At 57.7% G+C, this 20,034-nt stretch carries 16 protein-coding genes; 1 reads left to right on the top strand and 15 read right to left on the bottom strand.

Annotated elements, in window-relative coordinates:
* Nucleotides 1-85: 85 nt before the first annotated feature.
* Nucleotides 86-1,363, top strand: coding sequence for an IS256 family transposase (locus COMA2_RS13960; RefSeq protein ID WP_175304358.1), 1,278 nt, complete (start codon nt 86-88; stop codon nt 1,361-1,363).
* Here COMA2_RS13960 and COMA2_RS13955 read toward each other — a convergent pair.
* The 15 genes from COMA2_RS13955 to COMA2_RS13890 form a co-directional block, all read right to left on the bottom strand.
* Nucleotides 1,299-3,143: a TonB-dependent siderophore receptor gene (locus COMA2_RS13955; protein ID WP_090899352.1), complete on the bottom strand. Its 1,845-nt coding sequence runs from the start codon at nt 3,141-3,143 to the stop codon at nt 1,299-1,301. The two genes, COMA2_RS13960 and COMA2_RS13955, sit on opposite strands and share 65 nt — an antisense overlap.
* 99 nt (nt 3,144-3,242) lie before the next feature.
* Nucleotides 3,243-4,226, bottom strand: coding sequence for a FecR family protein (locus COMA2_RS13950; RefSeq protein WP_090899349.1), 984 nt, complete (start codon nt 4,224-4,226; stop codon nt 3,243-3,245).
* A gap of 75 nt (nt 4,227-4,301) precedes the next feature.
* Nucleotides 4,302-4,895 (bottom strand): RNA polymerase sigma factor, encoded by a 594-nt coding sequence (locus COMA2_RS13945; RefSeq protein WP_090899346.1) that lies wholly within the window; start codon nt 4,893-4,895, stop codon nt 4,302-4,304.
* 442 nt (nt 4,896-5,337) lie between these two features.
* Nucleotides 5,338-5,481: a hypothetical protein gene (locus COMA2_RS20260; protein ID WP_175304616.1), complete on the bottom strand. Its 144-nt coding sequence runs from the start codon at nt 5,479-5,481 to the stop codon at nt 5,338-5,340.
* A 70-nt stretch (nt 5,482-5,551) separates the two neighbouring features.
* Nucleotides 5,552-5,770, bottom strand: a complete 219-nt coding sequence (locus COMA2_RS13940; protein WP_139077361.1) for a hypothetical protein — start codon at nt 5,768-5,770, stop codon at nt 5,552-5,554.
* Between the two features lie 788 nt (nt 5,771-6,558).
* Nucleotides 6,559-8,499, bottom strand: coding sequence for a cytochrome c/FTR1 family iron permease (locus COMA2_RS13935; protein ID WP_090899340.1), 1,941 nt, complete (start codon nt 8,497-8,499; stop codon nt 6,559-6,561).
* A gap of 252 nt (nt 8,500-8,751) precedes the next feature.
* Nucleotides 8,752-9,993 (bottom strand): PepSY-associated TM helix domain-containing protein, encoded by a 1,242-nt coding sequence (locus COMA2_RS13930; RefSeq protein ID WP_090899337.1) that lies wholly within the window; start codon nt 9,991-9,993, stop codon nt 8,752-8,754.
* Between the two features lie 147 nt (nt 9,994-10,140).
* A complete protein-coding gene (locus COMA2_RS21140; protein ID WP_217490756.1) occupies nt 10,141-10,383 on the bottom strand; it encodes an adenylyl-sulfate kinase in 243 nt (80 codons plus the stop codon).
* Between the two features lie 1,012 nt (nt 10,384-11,395).
* Entirely contained in the window at nt 11,396-11,854 is a 459-nt protein-coding gene (locus COMA2_RS13920; RefSeq protein WP_090899334.1) for a hypothetical protein, read from the bottom strand.
* A 50-nt stretch (nt 11,855-11,904) separates the two neighbouring features.
* Nucleotides 11,905-12,741 (bottom strand): energy transducer TonB, encoded by an 837-nt coding sequence (locus COMA2_RS13915; protein ID WP_090899331.1) that lies wholly within the window; start codon nt 12,739-12,741, stop codon nt 11,905-11,907.
* Entirely contained in the window at nt 12,738-13,112 is a 375-nt protein-coding gene (locus tag COMA2_RS13910) for a biopolymer transporter ExbD (protein ID WP_090899328.1), read from the bottom strand. Before COMA2_RS13910 ends, COMA2_RS13915 begins: the two co-directional genes overlap by 4 nt.
* Nucleotides 13,102-13,527, bottom strand: a complete 426-nt coding sequence (gene exbB, locus COMA2_RS13905; RefSeq protein ID WP_090899324.1) for a TonB-system energizer ExbB — start codon at nt 13,525-13,527, stop codon at nt 13,102-13,104. Before exbB ends, COMA2_RS13910 begins: the two co-directional genes overlap by 11 nt.
* A gap of 245 nt (nt 13,528-13,772) precedes the next feature.
* On the bottom strand, nt 13,773-15,335 hold the full coding sequence (locus COMA2_RS13900; RefSeq protein WP_175304615.1) for a TolC family protein: 1,563 nt from the start codon (nt 15,333-15,335) through the stop codon (nt 13,773-13,775).
* A 261-nt stretch (nt 15,336-15,596) separates the two neighbouring features.
* The gene (locus COMA2_RS13895; protein WP_090899318.1) at nt 15,597-18,659 is read right to left on the bottom strand and encodes an efflux RND transporter permease subunit; all 3,063 of its coding nucleotides are present in this window, start codon (nt 18,657-18,659) and stop codon (nt 15,597-15,599) included.
* A 56-nt stretch (nt 18,660-18,715) separates the two neighbouring features.
* Nucleotides 18,716-19,783 carry an efflux RND transporter periplasmic adaptor subunit gene (locus COMA2_RS13890; protein ID WP_090899315.1) on the bottom strand — a complete coding sequence of 356 codons (1,068 nt, stop codon included), beginning with the start codon at nt 19,781-19,783 and terminating at the stop codon, nt 18,716-18,718.
* Nucleotides 19,784-20,034: the final 251 nt, after the last annotated feature.

Here is a 20,034-nt window from a genome sequence, read left to right as displayed (position 1 = left end):
TGGAGTTATATTGAAGTCCGTTGAATTTTGAATGAGGGGCTCCTGCCGTGGAATACTCTACGGGCACACAGGAAAGGAGCCACCGATGAGGCGGGAGACCAGACAACGGAAACAGGTGTTGGCAGGATTGCGAGCGATGACGGGTGAGGACCGAATGCTGGGGACCCTGGTCCGTGTCATTCACTCCGGGAAACAAGCGTTGGATGCGGTGATGCTGGAGATGGGACGGATGGTGGGTGAGAGTATCATGCTGATGGAGCGCGAGGAGATCGCGGGACCGGACTACCATCCGACGGACCCTGCTCTTCAAAAGTGGGCGCATGAGGACGGCTCGATCTTCCTGGGAGACCAGAAGGTCAAGGTGACGCGCCCCCGCTTGCGGCACGTGACGCAGGGAGAGCTGACCCTGCAGTCCTATGCCCGGATGCGTGCGCCGGGGGCATTTTCGGAGGAACTGTTGGCGAAGATTCTCCGAGGCGTGTCGGCGCAGCGCTACGCGGACACCGTGATCGAGGCCGCAGGGGCGTTCGGCGTGTCCGCCTCCTCGGTCTCTCGCAAGCTCGTGGAGCTGACCGCGACGAAACTGAAGGCGTTCCAACAACGATCTCTGGCCGACGTCACGCCATTTGCCCTCTTCCTCGACACCATCCACCGAGGGGGCGAGGCGTTTCTCGTCGCCCTGGGGGTGGACCAGGGTGGGGAGAAGAAGGCCTTGGGGTTCTGGCAGGGCTCTTCAGAAAATCACGAGATCTGTGAGGCGCTGTTTGTGGACCTGGAGCGTCGCGGGCTGGTCCTCTCCCGCCGAATTCTGTTTGTCACCGATGGCGGCAGTGGGCTGATCAAGGCGCTTCGAGCCCGGTTCGGTAAGAAGCTGGTGCATCAACGCTGTGCTATTCACAAGAGCCGGAATCTACAGCGGCACCTGGCAAAGCCGTATCGGGCAGAGGCGCATCGGCGGCTGATGACGGCGTTGGAGCAGACCAGCTATGCCGACGCGAGGCGGATGCTGCAGGAGTTGGAGGCCTGGCTCCGAACCAAAAACGAATCAGCGGCCACATCGCTCCGGGAAGCCTTTGAGGAATTATTGACCCTGCATCGGCTGAAGGTGCCGCCCCTGCTGCGCAAGACGCTCATATCCACCAATCCAATCGAGAGCATGTTCTCGCTGGTCCGGCACAGTGAGCGGAACCTCAAGCGAATCCGCGGGAGTGTGATGCTTCAGCGGTGGCTGGGGACCGTGCTGCTCTGCTGTGAGCAGCGGTTCCGGAAGGTCAAGGGCTATGCCGAGATTACGCAGATCAGGGCCACAATTGAGACCGAGCAGACAGAGGCGGCCTCTGTGCCGAGCAAGAAGGCAGCCTGACAAGAGCCATAACCATGGAGCGACTCAGAACATTTTCAACGGACATCTTGATAATTCCGCCAAAATACACGCCAAGAATATTGTTGACATCCTTGGTGTTACTAGTTTTTGTGAGTGGCGTATTCAAAAACAGCCTGTCAGCAGGATTGAAAATATTAATATAGCTAAAGTCGCCTGGTGTGCCGGTATCTTGATTGCCGTTATCATCGGAGACCGAGGCGACAGAGACTTCGCGGCCCAGTTCGACCCCGACGATTGTCTTATGCTTGATGGGGCCGGTGGAGAATTGTCCGTGCAATTCATTTTGTAGATAGTGACTCTGCGTGGTCGTCGGAATCCGAAACTGCGCCAGATTCATGATGCCGTCACTTTCATTTCCAACGAAGAACCACGCTTCTCGGCTGGAGTAAAGGCTACGAGTCACGGCCGCCCTGAATGCCGTACGCCACGTGAACATGTCGTTGAAGTCATGCAACAGGGTCACTGTGGCTTTCCCATTGTGAGCTTCAAGATGGCGAGCCGGATCGCCCAGGAATCGGCTGATCGGGATGGGTGCCACACCGCCGCCGAAGGCCACCAATCCACGGTCGATGGGGGCGCGGCTGTATAGGTATTCGCCTTCAACTCTCAAATTAGTCCGAGGCCCGATCTCCCATCCGATCGTCGGAGCGATAAAGGTGCGCCTCGACTCGACTCCGTCTCGATAACTTCCGGCTGATTCGAACATGCCGTTGAATCGAAACGTCAATGTTTTGCTGGCATTCAATGGCCCGCCGATGTCGAACTGCGGACGATACAGGCCATAATTGCCGATGATCATTTCCGCGGAATAATAGGGATTTCTCAGCGGCGCTTTTGTGATTTGGTTGATGACGCCGCCGGGGTCGGATCGGCCATACAGATACGACGGCGGGCCTTTGACGACCTCTATACGTTCGAGGTTGATAGTTTCACGCTGGGTACGTGTGCCGAACACGCTGTCGTCTCGAAACCCATTTTTAAATAGGGCCAGATCTGATACAAACCCGCGTATCATAAAAAGCCCCCCCTGACCGCCTTGATCATTGGACTGAGACACCCCGCTCACATTCCGCAAGGCATCACTGAAACGGATGACTTTTTGATCTTCCATCACCTGTCTGGTCACCACCTCGACGGAACGAGGGGTATCGTGGATGGGCACCGGCATTCTGGTCGCGGTCGATGTATCATCGACGGTATAGGCCTGGCTTTCCCGCTTCCGGACCTCTTTCACGACGATTTCAGGGACCTTGACCGGCTTGGAATCAACGATATCGGTTGGCCCCGCGCCTATAGGTTCTAACGGTACGGTCTGAGCATCTGGAGTCGATGATGAGACGGCACTCGGCACGAGCGTCACGGCGTTGGGAGCAGTCAGGCGGTAGGTGACGCCCGAGTTTGCCAGCAGCGATCGGAGGGCCTCTTCAGGCTGATGGCTTCCCGTGATGCCGGACGAGGTCTTGCCGACGATCAACTCGGTTGGAACACTGACCTGCCAACCCGTGCTCTCGGCGAAGGCATTCAACGCACTGCCGAGCGGTTGCGTGGGTATATGGAACTCGACGGGAGCGCTTGGCGCCACAGAAGAGGCATTAGAGGCATTGTCCTGAGCAAAGCTATCTCCCGCTACCGGCGCGGCGAGGGTGAAAAGGAACAACACCCAACTGAGTCGTCTCCGCCATGGATCTGTCCATCCTGCTTCCTGTTTTCGACAGTGTGAAACACAATCCTCGTTGTTGTTCATTTCTCGCCGTTCCATGCCCTCTCACACCTCCTGTTTTGATGCGCCTCTCAGTAGACGCAAGAGAACGCACGTTCCCTCACCTGCTTTGACGCACAGAAGTGTGTTCGGAGAAAATTAAAAGAGAAGGATGAGACGATTAGCCAGACCAACCATTGAGACCGGAACCGTCTTGATGAGCAGCTCAAGCGCGGCAACGGGATCGTCCACGTTATAGGTTCCCGTCACGTTGGTTTCACCGACACGCTGGTTCAACAGGATGATCGTCCCCGGATGATACCGCCGCAACTCTTCCAGCACCTCGGCAAACGGCACGCCATTGACGATAAGCCGCCCCTGCAGCCATGCCGAGGCCGCCGGCACATTGACGGAATGCGGCCGCCCCATGCGGCCATGCTCCACCTGGAGCTGGGATCCCGCTGTGACCATGACCGGAGAAGCTGTCTGACCTTTGGAATGAACCTCGACGGTGCCTTCGAGGACGGTGATGTGCGCTCCACTCGACTCTGCCCGGACGACGAATGCCGTTCCAACAGCTCGAACGGCGGTTGCAGTACCGTCCACGATAAACGGACGGGCTGTATCCTGCTGAACGTTAAAGTGGACTTCGCCTTTAAGCAGCCAGACACGACGCACCCCCTCGTCAAATAAGAGCGCGATCGCTGATTGGGTGTTGAGCGTGGCAATCGAGCGATCCGGCAACTTGACCGTGCGCCGCTCTCCGGACCCAGTTCGATAGTCGGATTGCCAGCGTGTGGTTACATCAAAATAATCGGCGAAGATACCGACCAAGATAAGGCCGACGAGGGCCAAAACTGGCCATCGCGGAGACGCCGCAGCTTTTGGTTTGAACCAGGACGGTTCCGCCCTCGCCGCAACAGCGGCAGCCGCGCTCAACTCTGGGCTTTCCCATACTGCAGAAACCTTACGATACATGAGGGCATGTCGAGGACTCTGCGCCTGCCAGGCCTCGAAGGCTCGATGGTCCTCCTGTGATATGCCGCTGTTCTGCAAACGAATGACCCACGCCACGGCTTCTTTCCTAAGCCGGGCTTCCTCCTCAGATAAAACCATATTGTCTGAATCATCTGTGCGCTGCATAAGCCGGTCGTGTCGGCAGGTGCTCGACGAGACCGGAGCCAGTATACAGTGTGACGATTCAACGGACCAAGATCCTCACTGGCGGTGGTCTATGGCCTCGAGGGCCTCGCAACTTTGGTCTAGCGCTCGCATCAATAACTTTTCCACCCCGCTCTCCGAGATGTTCATGCGCACGGCGATTTCTTGGTATGAGTACCCATACACTCGGCACAGCACGAAGGCTTCACGGCTCCGGCGCGGAAGCTGTTCGATCACCCGCAGACACAGGCGAAGCCGCTGTTTGGCGAGCAACTCCCGTTCAGGTGAAGGCGATTGAGAGGGCACGGCCATGGCGGCATCCATGCCATCGAGGGCATGGACACCATTTTTCTCTTTCCGCAGATGGTCAATCGCCAGGTTCGCGGCAATGCGATGGAGCAACGCACGAGGCTGTTCCACGGCATGCGCTTCACCGAGCCGAAGCAACCGCACATAGGTATCCTGCACAAGGTCCGCAGCCGTTTCGTGAGACTTGACCATCGTGACAATCCGGCGGGTGAGTTCCTCACGGTACTGATGAAACAGGGAGGCGATCTGCGCATACGTGAGACGCAGTGCCATCCCCACGTTGGGAATATCGCGTGAAGCCGTGAGTTCTGCTTCAGCGAGATGTGTGCTGTGTGTCGTCATCGACTATCTCCTTGTGTTCCAATCTTCTTAATAAAAAAAAGCCCAGGATGTCCTTTGACACCCTGGGCTCCGGTCTTCGATGACCTCTGGCCTCGTTACTTGGTGACTGCTACTTAGACACGCTTATAACTAGCTCGAAACGTCTGTAGTGACCCGTTTCACCCTAGAAACATTTTAGAAATGGACCTATTGCCTTAGAGTCATTGATATCTACAACTTCTTAGTTGATACAAGTTCTCAATATCAGTTCATGCACACTGCTGTCAACTTTTATTTCTAGCATCCGCTGCAATGACTCAGGATTGGCGCCTGCTGATGAGGATATGAGGCCCCGACATGTATCTCTACGGCTGACCCGAACCAAAACCGAAAGGCTCCAGCGCCTCGAACACCACGAACCTCTTGCTGTCGCACAAAGGAAACTGTTCACACATATGGGCTTCTACAGGCTAGTCACTCCGCCTTCGGCGGCGACGGTCGACCAGATCCATATCCCAACAAGAGCCGACAAGAGAATGCTAACCGCCGTCACCAAACTGATGACTACGGCAAGATCATCGCTGGATCGGATGTATCGCTTGTTCATCGTCCCTCCTCCATCGAAGGTTCACTTTATGGACCACCGGCTCCATCCGGCACATTCCCCGATCCCTGTCTTAGTGACAGACCTCACTGGGAATTGGCTGTGCCGATACTAAGGGCTGGTTCATGGATGGCTGCGCCACGATCACGGCCAAGCGCCGAACAGACTCTGCCAGCGCGAGAAATTCATCGCGCGTGAGGTGGAGCGTGACCGCACCACACGTCAGGTGCAGTTTTCCGCAACCGCACAATACCAACTTCATGGGACTATCCTTACTCAAGATCTTATTCATACCGGTCATTCCCTTTCATCGATTGATGATTGCATTACTCTCGACGCTGATAACTTTCCCGTTTAGACACGCTGACTGGCCGGCAGGGGTGCACGACCATACCCTCGCGAGACCATCCGCAGTTGATGCACCTCCATCGTTTCGTTTGATAATAATCGTCGGGTAACTCGTGGATGATATAGCCTCCACATCTTCTACAACCTAATGCCATGTTACCTCCGTAGGTCTCGGCGGATACCGATAGCGAACGTTTCGTATTTTCGACAATCGGTGCTGCGAAGAGGTTGCATTCACCATCACGGCACCACGGTCTTTCCCGCGCAGGGTTCCGTTTCAACCCCATCTGAATCAATGAGCCAGAACGAAAAAGCCCAAGGCATCTTTCGACACCTTGGGCTCTGGTCTGCAACAACCTCTGGCCTCGTGGTTCCCGAATCTGCTCGTCAACGACAGTCACGCACGTTTCCGTGCGAACTCTAAGTTGATATAAGTTCTCAATATCATTTATACGGCAAGCTTGTCAAGCACTCATGTCGCGTTCCACATTGGATCATCGCGAGGGCAATTTAGGCAACCAGGGCTGTTTCAGGCATTTGGCCCCGGCAAAATGCCCAACAAACACCCGGAGATTCACGGGAAAGCGACCGGAGCCGGATGCGTCATGATCATCACACCAGGACTTTATGGCTGACTTGAACGGTAGCTCAACAGATATCGATCCCGAGCATCACAGGGGGCGAGGACTCTCTCTACCAGGGGCAATAGCTGGCGTAGAGGCGGCGCGTTTGCTAAGCCGCCTTCGCTCGAGTGGACCATAGCCCACCACTGATTACCGTGAGCGTCAGTACCTGCAGCGCAAGACTCTCCGCAGTTGGGTGGATACCCAGCATCGGCAGCGAGAAGAAACGTATCATTGTTGCCTCGAGCGCACCTGCTTCTTGCAGCGCCGCGACGCCGTTACCGACAAAGACTACGGCCATCAGCGCCAGCAAGCTCGAGGTTACCGTGAAAAATGGCCCGATCGGCAGGCGCAGGCTATAACGAAAAATCATGCTGCCGATCAGCACCATCAGCAACGCCGCCGTGGCGATGCCCCACAGCACCGCACTCTGCCCAGCAGCACCGGCCTGCGCCAACAATGTCTCGTAGAACAGGATCACTTCGAACAATTCCCGGTACACCACGAGAAACGAGATACCGGCCATCGCCCAGAGCGTGCGCTTACCCAGTGCGGCATTGATCTGCTGGCGGATGAACTGGTTCCACGCTTGCGCGTTCGCGCGGCTGTGCAACCACCATCCCACGTATAGCAGCATGGCCGCGGCCAGCAACGCTGTGATGCCTTCGGTCAGTTCCCGGTTAGCGCCCGAGATACTCAGCACGTAACGGGCGACGATCCAGGTGATGCCGCCCAGCGCCACGGCGCCAATCCAACCAGCGTGGATGTAAGGCGACGCATCCCGCCGCCCGGTTTTGACGGTGAAAGCCACGATGGCTGAAATCACCAAAATCGCTTCTAATCCCTCGCGGAGCAAGATGAGCAGTGAACTCACAAAGGCCGTATTCGGCGATAAGGTACTGTCGGAGAGCGCAGCATCGGCACGGACCAGCAGCGCCTTCGCCCTCGCCGCCTGAGCTGTCACGGCCTCCGACGGTTGTCTCTCGCCGATCGCCGCACGTAATGTCATCATCTCGCGCTCGATTTCCATGCGCAGCGATGCGTCAACATTCTCCAGTGCCGATTCAATCAATTCGAAGCCTTCCAGGTAGGCCGCGATCGCTAGGCGCTGTGCACCTTCTTGGTTGCCGTCCGCATAGGCTTGCGCAGTCTCGTCGAGCTTGGCACGCGAGAAATCCAGCGGCTTCTGGTTCGAGGCTTGCAGCGCTTGTGGCTGTTGCGTGAGGTAAGCGCGCACGGCGTCCGTCGCGGAGCCGATGGAGGCTTGTTCACTAGGAGTCTTTGTGACCAGTGCGCGCAAGCTTCCGATAGCTGTTTTGCCTTCGCCTTGCCGCCACAGCGCCTCGCCCTTGGCCACGAGTTCAGAATCGGCACGAAGGCCACCGACAAAGAAGGCCAGTGCCCAGCGGTCGGCTTCGGAAAGTTCGGTAAAGGCGCGCATAGGCGTGCCGCGGACGCCGAGCGTAATGGTAGCGTACAGGCCGTACAGGCTGCGCTGACGCATACGTGCCTCATCCTGTAGGTTGCTAGGAGCCGGTTCCATACCCATGGCCTGCGGCCCGTCGCCGCGCCCCTGCGCGCCATGGCACGCGGCACAGGACTGTGCGAACCGCTGTCCGGCCTGCCGGAGGTCCGGCGGTTGTTGTGGAGACACGCTGAGCTTCCACGCTTGGATCACGCCGACGCGCAGCCGGCCCGCGAGGGCCGCGATCTCGTTGCCAGGCGCTTTCGCCTCAATGCACGCGAACAGCCCACGAGCCTCCTGCAACAGCTTCGGTTGTTCGGGCACGGCAGGCAAGTTGCCGAGAAGAATGATGGCCTGAGCAGCAAACTCGCGCTGCTCCGCATACTCCTCGGCATTGACCACCTTGCCATCCTGCACAAACCCAGGGTAGTCCACGCCGACATAATCAAGCATATGGACGACGGTTTGCGCATTCTCGTCGTCCGTCGACAGCGCCATCGCAACGCCATTCAGGTTCGCGACCAGCACAATCGTTGCCAACCACCATGGGAAGGAATTCGGCAAGGGGATGCGTATCGATTTCATCGCGTTCCTACTTTCAACTGCTCTCGATCTTCTTTTGTTCGTCACCTGTGCTATTCAATTGTGATAGACGGCATCACCGCCTTCCGGTCGATTGCGCGCGGCTCATGTACCGGCTCGCTCTATCATCGGGAGTAGCTCTACAACATGCTGAACGACAAATTCAATATTGGGCGCGAATGTTGGTCATTTTCTTCGACTCGTCGATCGGATCAAAGAGCGGTACACCGGCACTCCCGTTAAGAGGCCGATCAATCATGAGGCGCTTGATTGTTTCTGTCGCCGATGCGCTTGCCGCTTCAACCACCACATGCGGACCGCCGTGACGTATAACAAGAGGGGAACGAATCCCGTAATAAACACGATCCATCGGCCGGTGAGGCCGAACGCTTCACCGTTATGTAAAGGGAACAGCCAGGCCAGAAAAGTCTCTCCTCCGGTGAAGCGACGAGAATCTTGCACGCGAAGCACTGCGCCGCTGTATTGATCCAACCACACCTGACTTTCGCCCCCCGATGTCCGCACCTCGCTCGGCTGATACAGCGCAACGTGATAGACATCGCGGTCTTCGTGAGGCAACCCCAGGTACCGCAACTCTCCCTCGGGGAATATCTGCCTCGCGAGCGCGATGGCCTGCTCGACAGGCAATGACGGAGCCCCGGCAATTGGAACGGATTGAATCTCTTCTTCCTTGGGAACCTCCTGGACCTGGGAAAAGAGACGAACGATCGGGATAACATAGTTGCTGAACTCCAGGTAGACGCCGGTAAAGGCCAGCATCCCCAGAATGATCGCGCTATAAAACCCGCTGAGTTTGTGCCACTCGTAGTGCCGACGAACGGGGCTTCCGCTGGACCTATAGGTCAGCGCCTGACCGAGCCTCCCTGGACGCGGCCACCAGAGGTACAGACCCGTACTGATCGAGATGAGCAGGAAGATGGCGACAAACCCTACGATTGTCGCGCCGACATCGTCCATCAGGAGCGAGGCGTGCAGATTGTATATGAACGAAACCAAGTACCCGCCCCATTCGCGGTCTTTGGTCAGCACGGCTGCCGTATACGGATCGACGGTCACTTGAATCCACCGGCTCTCGTCGGCGCCGGCCTCCTGAGCCCTGTGCCAGGCAAGAAAGACACCGTGGCGATGTAACGGCCATTCGACGCTGTCCAGCCAACCGCCGGAAGGGCCGGCCGACTTGGCCGCCGCGACGATTTCGCTCAACGGTCGATGGGGTCCGGCGCCGCTCGGCGTCATGAGCACCGGATTCAACCATTCGTCGATCGCCTTATAGAAAACCAGGAAGCTGCCGGTAAGACTCATCAATACGAAGAGCCCGCCCCCGAACAATCCGAGATACAAATGGAGCGTGAGCCAGAATTTTCTCAATCTGAAACGACGGCGCTTCGCCGATAGCCATGAGAGCGGCTCAGGGGATTCCAGCGGATCCATCAAGTCCGGCTGCGTGATGACAGACCTGAACTGGTCGGTAATCATGACAATCGCTTAGAAGGCCTAACGGGTTGGACCTTCGTCTGAACAGACCTACACATTTACTTATGACGTGCGAATGCACCAAAACCTCACCCCTGAATGGACTGGACATGGTTTTTACCCGTCCTTGTAAGACAACCAGGATAGCTTCTACACACTGCGTCGGCGCCACGCCGTCGGTGCGTGAGAAGCCGAGATCCTTGGTGAGGGTTCGCCGCAGCTCGCCCCCGTCCAGTAATCGACCGATAGATCCTGTTGTCGAAGCGTCGTCGTCAGCAATCGCGCCAAGGTCGTCTTGCCCGCCCCCGGCAAGCCGGTGAGCCAGACGGTGAAACCAAGTCTTGACGAAATGGCTTCATTCTTGCAGAACGAGTACTCAGCTCGGACCGACACTCAAATGGTATGAGAATCATCTTCCCTCTATCTCTGCACAGGCGGTTTCCAATTCAGGCAGATACGCTCGATAGCGTTTCCAGCGCCCGACGAAGTTCGAGTAGATCGGCTGCCGCACCTGCCAGCGGCTGGGGGTCTGCACCGCCCGGTCCTGCTGGTGAAAATTGAGACACCGATCATCCCATGGTGCCCGAAGAACGCGATGAGCCGCCGGGCCTGGCCTTCCGCCGCTTGCCAGGGAGCAGCCTGCTGTCCGTCCTGCCGGTGAGGCCGTTCGACCATGGATCGCCTGGAATCACCGAAGATCTCGCGCATGAGTCTGATCGCACTCAGAGCACGACAAATCTTGCGGCAGGCCCTGCACTGCAGGACCCGTTGTATTCTTACGTGCACTTCCTTAAAAAACCACGCCGCGACTTACGTCACCCATCCGCCATAGCGTAACTAAAAAGCCCAAGGCGTCTTGTGACGCCTTGGGCTCCGGTCGATATGACCTCTGGCCTCGTGACTCCCGCGACGATGAATGCGCGACAAGAATTCACCGCCACGCCCTATGGACCGGACTCACTGTGGCATGATGCTATCGATGTGAACTGGGTTGCGGATCGGGCATCCTGCCGCCGATGGCCGACGCGAGAATTCTGACAAATCGTCGGCAGCGCGTACACTTGATGACCAGATTTTCACCCTCCCAGCGGGCTATCAGCTTCCCGCAGCGGCACCGAACGTCCGCACTTGCTACTGCCGGCGCGCGTGATTCGCTCATCGTCCTACCTCGTCCACCGCGTTGCGCGGCATGGCTGGTGTCGTGATCCAGAGAGGCGGAACCCCATCCGCGAAAGAGTTGACTCATGCGCGCGCGCAAAACTGGCGCGGAACCGGCATGCGTGAAAAAGCCCTGAGGAAGATCGAAGAATAGACACGTCTGTCCTCTCCTCGCGCGATGTTGAATCGAAACACCCAGGACAACGACCATCGAACAGACCGGACACAACGGCGCGGCGAAATGAAGCTACTTGAATGTAAGCTTTTTCAGTTCGGCTGCCGGCAATTCAACTTCTCCGAAATCGGATTGTCCCTTGAAACTGCCCGCGACGGCCAAGATAAACTCTCCCGTCTTGCCGTCGTTCAGCGTGATGGTCACGTTCGGCGCTGAGCCGTTGCCGGTCGGCTTGAGATCGATATGTTTGATGCCATCGAACTTTATTTTGACCGTGGCGGTGCCGCGCTTCACGGGTAACTCACGCATCTCGTGCGGAACGAACGCCGTTTCGCTGATCTTTTCTTCATAATAGAAGACGACGTTTTTGACGTCTGTTTCTACGCTCTTGGCATCGACCGCCACGGCATGGAAAGCTTTCTCGCTTTTGCTCTGAGCCAAAACCGGACCGACGAGCAGGCAGAGCATGCCCACTGAGGATATCAACGCGGCGGGGCGGATGATCGAACGAGCGATCGTCAGGCGATTCATCGTGTTTCTCCTTTTATGTTCCATGTCGATCGAATTGTTCCGTCCACGTGCTACCCTTCCAAGCGATAGCTGATCGGAATCAGAATGGTAATCTGCGACTTTTCCAATTGATATTTGAGCGTCAACGGGGAGGCTTTCCTCATGACCACCAACGCGTCCTGATCGAGCAATGCATGACCAGAGCTTTCAGCGACAGTGAGATCCCCGACCGTACCGTCCGCCTTAATGACCGCTTGGACGACGACTCTGCCCTCCCAGTGGTTCTCGCGCGCGAGCGTCGGATAGCGTTTCAATTCTTCGATGCGTTTCCGAACCATGTCGCCCAGCCAGCCGTAGTCCGCCTGAGTCCTACGATAGTGCACGAGCTTCTGTTGGATGATGCGTTGTTCTACCGCCGCTTCCGTCGACTCGACGCGCTGTTCGATAGTCGGCGACTCGGATGCCATGACGACCTGAGCGGTGACCACTCGGCTCTCCGACGCTTCCACTGCGGGAGACTCCGTCACCGGCTCGACGTTTTCAACCACGTCCTTGATGACCTGCGTCGTTTCTATCGGAACCGTTGCCTCGTAGGGAGTCGGCGGCGGAGTGTGTTGAGCAAGCGGCTTAGCGGTCGTTTTAGTCGTTTTAATGGGAGGCTTCGGTTTAACGGGTGAAGGAGGAGGCTGGATCGCTTGTTCGGTCGGCTGCGATTCAGATTGAGTCGGCGAGTCAACCATCGAGACATCCCACTGAAACAACTCTCGCTGAACCGGCGGCTGAATCTCCGCCATCACAAGCGTCGCGGCGGCGAGACCCAGGAGGTGCAGCATGACGGACGCCATCCATCCCCGCGCCTGTTCGGGGACCGTGCTCGCGCCGATACGATCGAATTCGAGCGCGGTCATGATCGAAGGACCTCCAAACTGACCTGTCGAAATCCGAGGCCCTTGACTTCATCGACCACTCCCACAAACCGCTCCAAGATCGTGACGCGATCAGCCCGGAGGACGACGATCGACTCGCGCGGGTGCCCGTTCAGCATCGCCGTCAGACCATCCGCCGAAACCGGTTGGTCATTGACGAACAGCCGACCGTCGGCCGTCAGGGTGATCATCAGCGGCACGTCCTTGTGGTCGTTCACTTCCTTGGCCTTCGCCAATTCCACGGGGACCTGGCCGGCCGAAATGAACGTGGCTGTGGTCAAGACAATCACTAAAAGGACCAACATCACATCCACGAGAGGAATGACATTGATTTGATTCAGCTCACGCTCCATGCTGCACCTTGTACAGCGTGAGGAGCTCGGTGACGCGCCGTCGAAGGATGTTATTCAGCACGACACATGGGATCGCGACCAATAACCCGATGGCCGTGGCTTTGAGCGCTAGACTGAGCCCGACCATGATCGTGCCGACCGCCATGGTGCCCGAGGTGCCCATCGTGTGGAAGGTCAACATGATCCCCAACACCGTTCCCAAGAGCCCGATGTAGGGCGCATTGGCCGCCACCGTTCCGATCACGACCAGCCCTTTCGTCAAGGCTATTTCCATGCTCTGAATGTTCTCGAACTGATTCAAGTTCACGCGCCGATAATAGAGCCACCGTTCCACCGCCACGGCCAATGCCCACAGGCTGAGCACGACCAACAGCCCGATAATTCCGTAATCGATCAGTTGTGTCAGAATGTTCATCGTGAATCCTTATACCCCTCACCCGCTAACGACAGACGGGCATCATGGCCTCGCTGTCTCGGCCTGGCCCCATTGTGCTGATGTGGCGACAAACTGAACGACGGTTAGGTCGATACAGTGCATCACTGTACAGACGGATAAGACTCTCGTTACCTCACCCGTCCCTGGAAAAAATTTTGGCTTGCCGAAAAGACAGACGGAGAGGACTCGAGGAGACACCTCCATGGCTCCGAATCCCGCGATATCTATGAGAGTTCAAGATGATAGCGGTCTAGCGTCGTCGCGGTATGCCGCGCGAGATTGGAGAGGGACTTGTTGTAGTCCACGATGGCCCGCAACTCGTTTCCCTGCGCGGTTGCGAGATCGCGTTGAAATTCGAGGACAAAGCGAGTGGTGCTGAGTCCTACCTTGAGTCGTTCCTGCTCGGTTTGCAGCTGCTTCTCGGCAAGGATACGGGCTGAACGGGTGGTCTCGATACGTTTGAAGTCCGTCTGCGCGCGGCGCACGGCTTCGCGAACACCGAGAATAATCTGATGGCGGACACTCGCAAGGGCGACCTCGGCGTTCTTCGCATCCAATTTGCGTTTGTTGTACGTGCTGAGGGCGGAGCGGTTGCCGAGCGGGTAGCTGAACAGCAGCCCCGCGCCGTAGTTATAGAAATCGCCGCTGAAATTTCTGGTGAACGAGCCTCCATAGTCGCTGCCCAGTCCTGAAAGACCCATCGTCCCCTGGACGGAGAGCGTGGGAAGCAACTGGTTGCGCGCAAATTGCGTGTTCAATTCGCTGGACTCGATATTCTTCTTGGCCTGCACGATTTCCGGACGCTGTTCGATCGCGGTCTCGATGGCTTCTTCGAGGCTGATGGTTTCGAGATACGTGATGGGGGCGTCAATGGGCGTGAGCCGCACGGTTTGCCGCAGCTCGGCTTCGCCGGGATTCAAAAGCGTCCGCAGTTGATCTTCCTCGTCGCGGATGACTTTCTCAGCTACCAAGACCTGCTCCACTCTGGACGCGACGGCGGCCTCGGCTTGGAGCACATCGACGACCGACATCACGCCGCCTTTGGCCTTGATGCGATTGGTCGCCAACAGTTCCTCGGCCGCTTTTAATGCCGCCTGGGCGACCTTCACATTTTCTTTCGCATACACCAGTTCCCAATAGTTTTGTTCGACTGAGGCAATGACGGTCAAGACACGGTCCCGAAAGATATGCTGCTCGACGACCGCGTTGTTTTGGGCGATCTTGATGAAGGTGGTGTTGACCCCGATCCCGGCGTTCTTGAGCAGCGGTTGGGTCACGGTGAACGACAAGCCGCCGGTCCAGGCAGGGTTGAACAAGAATCCATCCGCGAGATCTTGATTGACGTTGTTTCTGGCAGGGCTGTAATTCACATCGATATTCCCGCCCGTCACAAGGTTGGTCGAGGCATCGACGCTTACGGCATGGGTACGCTGATCGAAGGTCGTGATCTGGTTCAGCTGAAACCCGGTTGCCCCGAACACCGGTCGATTGAGAGGATCGACCGTCCGGAGATACCGACCGTTCAGGCTCACGGTGGGATCGAACTTCGCTTGCTCGATGACGATATCGCTCAACCGACTTTCTTTGGTATGGCGGCTGAGACTAATATCGAGATTGTTCTGCAGGGCGCGAACCGCTGCATCAGCCAGGGACACCGTTTCATGACGTTCCACAGGAGCCGGTTGGGTAATATCCAGGCTCCAACTCAGCGATGGCGAGAACATGCTCATCGAGCCGGCGATCCCGATGGCAAGGACCCTGACGTGAGTCCACCATTTGCAATTCATGACACCTCTTCCAGAATCTGAGTCTCTCCTGAGAGCCGACATACCATGGATCGAATGAGGTTGACAGACCGCTCCTTACCCTATGGACTCGCCATCCTCTCCCTCGATAGTAAGACGAGACCACCCGACCTGCCCCTCACATACCGGCGGAGTCACGTGGGCTATGGCCTTCTCGATTTGGATGGCTGGATGGGAATTCGGCATCCCGTCAGTCGTGGTTGCCGGATCACAAGACCATGCCCACTTTGTGCCATGAAGGCCCTATAGGCTCTTCGTATCCGAGGTCTTAGACCCCTTCACGGCTCCGGAGAGGATCATATAACCGGCTGGAACCAGGACGAGCGTCACGAGGGTGGACACCACCAGACCTCCTATGAGCACGACGCCGATCTGACGGCGCCCCGCTGCTCCCGCGCCGGTGGCCAGCGCGAGCGGCAAGGCTCCGAGGATCGTCGCGCAGGTCGTCATCAAGATCGGACGAAGCCGTAACGCCGCTGCTTCGATGATCGCCTCGGACACCTCCATCCCCCGTTCACGAAGCTGATTGGCGAATTCCACGATCAGGATGGCGTTCTTGGTCACGAGCCCGATCAGGATCACCAGACCGATCTGACTATAAATGGTGAGGGTTCCGCCGATCGCGGCTAATGAGAGCAACGATCCCGACAGGGCCGGCGGCACTGTGAGCAAAATCGTCCAAGGATGCCGGAAACTCTCGAATTGCGCCGCGAGCACTAAGAAGATGACCGCCAGCGCCAGCACGAAGGTCAGATAGAGGTTTCGATTGCTTTCCGCGAAGGTCTTGGATTCTCCGGCATAGGCCGTCCGCATACCGGGCCTGACAATGTCGTGGGCCGTTTCATCCAGATACTTCAGGGCTTGCCCCAGCGTGAAGCCGTCGGCCAATCCCGCGCTGACCGTGACGGCGCGCATGCGATCAAAATGGTTCAACACGTCCGGCGCGGGCACTTCCTTCACCGTCACGATATTGTTGAGCTGCACCAATGCGCCGTCATTCCCCCGCACATAGAGCTGGCTGATGGCCGAGGGCGTTTCGCGATTCCGATCGTCGACTTTCAGGATCACTTTGTACAGACGGCCGTTCTGCATAAACGTGTTCACCGGCCTTCCGCTGAGCAAGGTCTCCAGCGTCCGTCCGATGGAGGCAACCGACACACCGAGATCGGCGCTCTTGTCGCGATGCGTTTCCACCGCCAGATGCGGCGTATCCAACGCGGCATCCATTCCCGGCGACACAAACCCCGGATGGCCGGCCAGCCGTGAGACCAGGGTCTCGGCAGCCTGTTGCAACTCCTGATAGTCCAATCCTCCGAGAACAAACTGCACCGGCGATTTCTCCGACCAGTCTCCGAGGGAGGACGGATTGAGGAGATAGGCTTTCACCCCCGTCAACATGCCGAGTTTTTGATTCAAGCCCGCGACGATTTCCTGCTGACTTGTCGCGCGCTCCTTCCAATCCTTCAACGTCACCCAACTCTCGGCACGGTTGACCCTCGTCGGACGATCACCGAGGGCCACCATCGTATAGGTATGGGCAATCTCAGGGACCGTCCGGAGCAACGATTCCAACTCTTTGGCGTAGGTATCGGTATATCGAAGGGTGGCGCCTTGCGGCGCGATGAGGAAGCCGGAAAACCACCCCGTGTCCTCGAGCGGCGCGAGTTCGGACGGAAGTCGGTTCAAGATGGACAGGCTCCCCAGGCTCGCTCCGACCGCCACGATCACAACGGCTACTCGCGCGTTCATGACCCATCCCAGCCCGCGCCGATACTGCCGGCTGAGATCGTCCGCCAGTCGCGCGGCAAATCGAAACCGAGTCACCCCGCTGTCCTGGCGGAGCAAGCGTCCGGACATCATCGGCGTCAAGGTCAATGCCACGAAACCAGACAACAGCACCGCCGACGCGACCGCAATGGCCAATTCCGTAAACAGCCGACCAACGATATCCGTCACGAAGGCGATCGGAACGAACACCGCCACAAGCGAGATCGTCGTCGCGATGACGGCAAAGGCAATTTCGTTCGTGCCCTCGATGGCGGCCCGCACGGGCGGCATGCCTGCGACGATCCGGCGATGAATATTCTCCAGGACGATGATGGCGTCATCCACCACGAGGCCAACGGCGAGCACAAGGCCCAGGAGGGTCAAGATGTTCAGCGAACACCCGGTCATCGCCATGATCGTGCACGTCCCGATGATCGACGCCGGGATGGCAACCGCCGGTATGAGCGTCGCCCGCGCGCTTCCCAGAAAGCAAAAGATCACCAGCACGACGAGAAACAGCGACAGCCCCAAGGCGATATACACTTCATCCAGCGACCGTTCGATCGGCGTCGAACTGTCCCACGCCAGCGTCAGGTCCACACCCTCCGGCAACCCGGCCGCAATGGACGGAAGTTGCTCTCTGACGGCGCGCACCACGGCCAAGGTGTTCGCCTTGGATTGGCGAGACACGGAAATCCCCAGTGATGACTTGCCGTTGAATCGCACCACCTTGCGGGTATCCTCCGCGGCCAATTCCACGCGCGCCACATCTTCCAGGCGAACAGGGTATCCTTCTCGGTAGGCCATGATCAGCGATTCGAATTGCTTCGGGGTTTGCAAGGTCCCTTTGAGCGAGACGCTGAATTCCATCTGATTGCTTTCAATGCGGCCGGCCGGGATCGATGCATTCTGATTTCGGAGCGCGTCTTCCACGTCCTCAACCGTCAGACGACGAGCCGCGAGGCGATCGGGGTCCAGCCAAATCCGCATGGCATAGCGACGTTCCCCGTCGAGATAGGTCGATGACACGCCGGGGATCATGGCCAACTGCGCTTTGATGAATCGATCAGCGAGGTCGGAAAGTTCCAGTTCGGAATAGCGATCGCTGGAGACCGCGAGCCATAGAACTTCGGTATTCTCCGCCGCGGCCTTTTCGACATGAGGTTCAAGAATCCCCAACGGCAACACCGGGCGAATTTGGGAAACACGATCCCGGACGTCGTTGGTGGCGCCGTCCAGGTCGCGTCCCAATTCAAATTCCAGCGTGACCGACGACACTTCTTCGCGGCTGGCAGAGGTCATCGTCCTGAGTCCCTGAATGCCGCTGAGCACGTCTTCAAGCGGAGTGGTCACGTCCAACTCGACGACGGATGCGCTGGCTCCCGGGTACACCGTTCGGACGGATACGATCGGCGGTTTGATGTCGGGGTACTCGCGAACGGGCAATCGCAGGAAACTCAAGAATCCGAACAGCATCAGCAGCAGCGTCATGACGATTGCAAACACCGGCCGATGAATACAGGTCTCGGAAAGATTCATACCTACTCTGAGTGGAATGGAGAGGGCGCGCTCATATCGGGCAAGAGGGTTCGTCGTTACTCGGATGATTTGATCGAGACCGGCGCGCCGTCGCGCAGCTTGTGGGTTCCGGTCCGGACCACCTGATCACCTTCCTTCAATCCGGCGCGCACCTGGACCATGCCCCGTTCACGCACGCCCAACGAGACTTCTTTCAATCGGGCGATCCGTTCTTCAACCTGAAACACCATGGTCTTCTCCTGCCGCAGAAACTCGGCCTCTTCCGGGATCAGAAGCGCGTGAGTATCCTCACCCACGGTCAACCGAACGGTGACAAAGAGACCAGGCCGGAGCGTGCCGGCGGGATTCGGAATGACCGCACGAACCGCCACCGTCCGATTGACGGCATCGACTCGCGGATCAATCGCCGTGACCCGTCCCGCGAACGTGGCATTCGGAAAGGCCTCCGTCGTGACAATCAACGGTTGACCGACATGCAGCCGGCTCAACCACACCTCCGCCACCTTGAAATCCACATGGAGATTCTGCAAGTCCTCCAGATTCACGAGGTCCTGCCCCGGCTGGACGTAGTCTCCGATCGAAACGCGGCGAAACCCCAGTGTCCCGCTGAACGAGGCACGGATCACGGTTTTCTTCAGACGAGCCTCGTAGAGGCGACGGTTCGCCGCCGCCGCGTGCCACGCCATCCGGGCTTCATCCATCTGTTGAGCCGGCACGATAGCGGACTGCTCATCCGTAATCCGCTTCAACCGTTCATAGGTCACCAGCGCCATGTTCTCCTCCGCCGCCGCCTGAGTGACTTGTGACTGGAGTTCTTCTTGCTCCAGTTCCAACAACGGAGCCGCGCGCTCAACCACCTGTCCGTCTTGGAAGTGGATCCGTCGAATGACGCCGGCGATCTCGGGTCTCACGGTGATCGACGCGACCGCCTCCAACGTCCCAACGGCCTGGATTGATTCTGTGATTGACCCGACGGTGACGGGGGCGATATCGACCAAAATTGGCTGGTCGGACGCAGGTGTCGTCGTCGATGACTCACTGGGTGATTGGTTTCCCAATCGGAATATGATCAGGACGACCACGGCAACGATCCCAATCATCACGATCACGCTTTTGACATTCATGCTCACGATCTGTTGTCGTCGCAGCCTTTCGTCCCATGGGAGCCGAGTCGGCACATTACACCTTATCGTAGAGAAGACGGATAACCAGACAGAAACCTCACCCACCTGCGGATTAATCAGGGAGAGATAGAAGGATCTGTCGGTCCAGGTCTTCCAAAACCAATTACTTTCGATGAAGCGGCGTACACAAGATCCAGGAGATCTTGGAAATGCGAGGCAAAAGAGGGGAGTCTGATCGGAACTCTAGCTTA

Source organism: Candidatus Nitrospira nitrificans (assembly GCF_001458775.1).
Classification (GTDB): Bacteria; Nitrospirota; Nitrospiria; order Nitrospirales; family Nitrospiraceae; genus Nitrospira_D; species Nitrospira_D nitrificans.
Note: the sequence above shows the minus strand (reverse complement) of the source record. Positions and strands in the feature narration are given on the sequence as shown.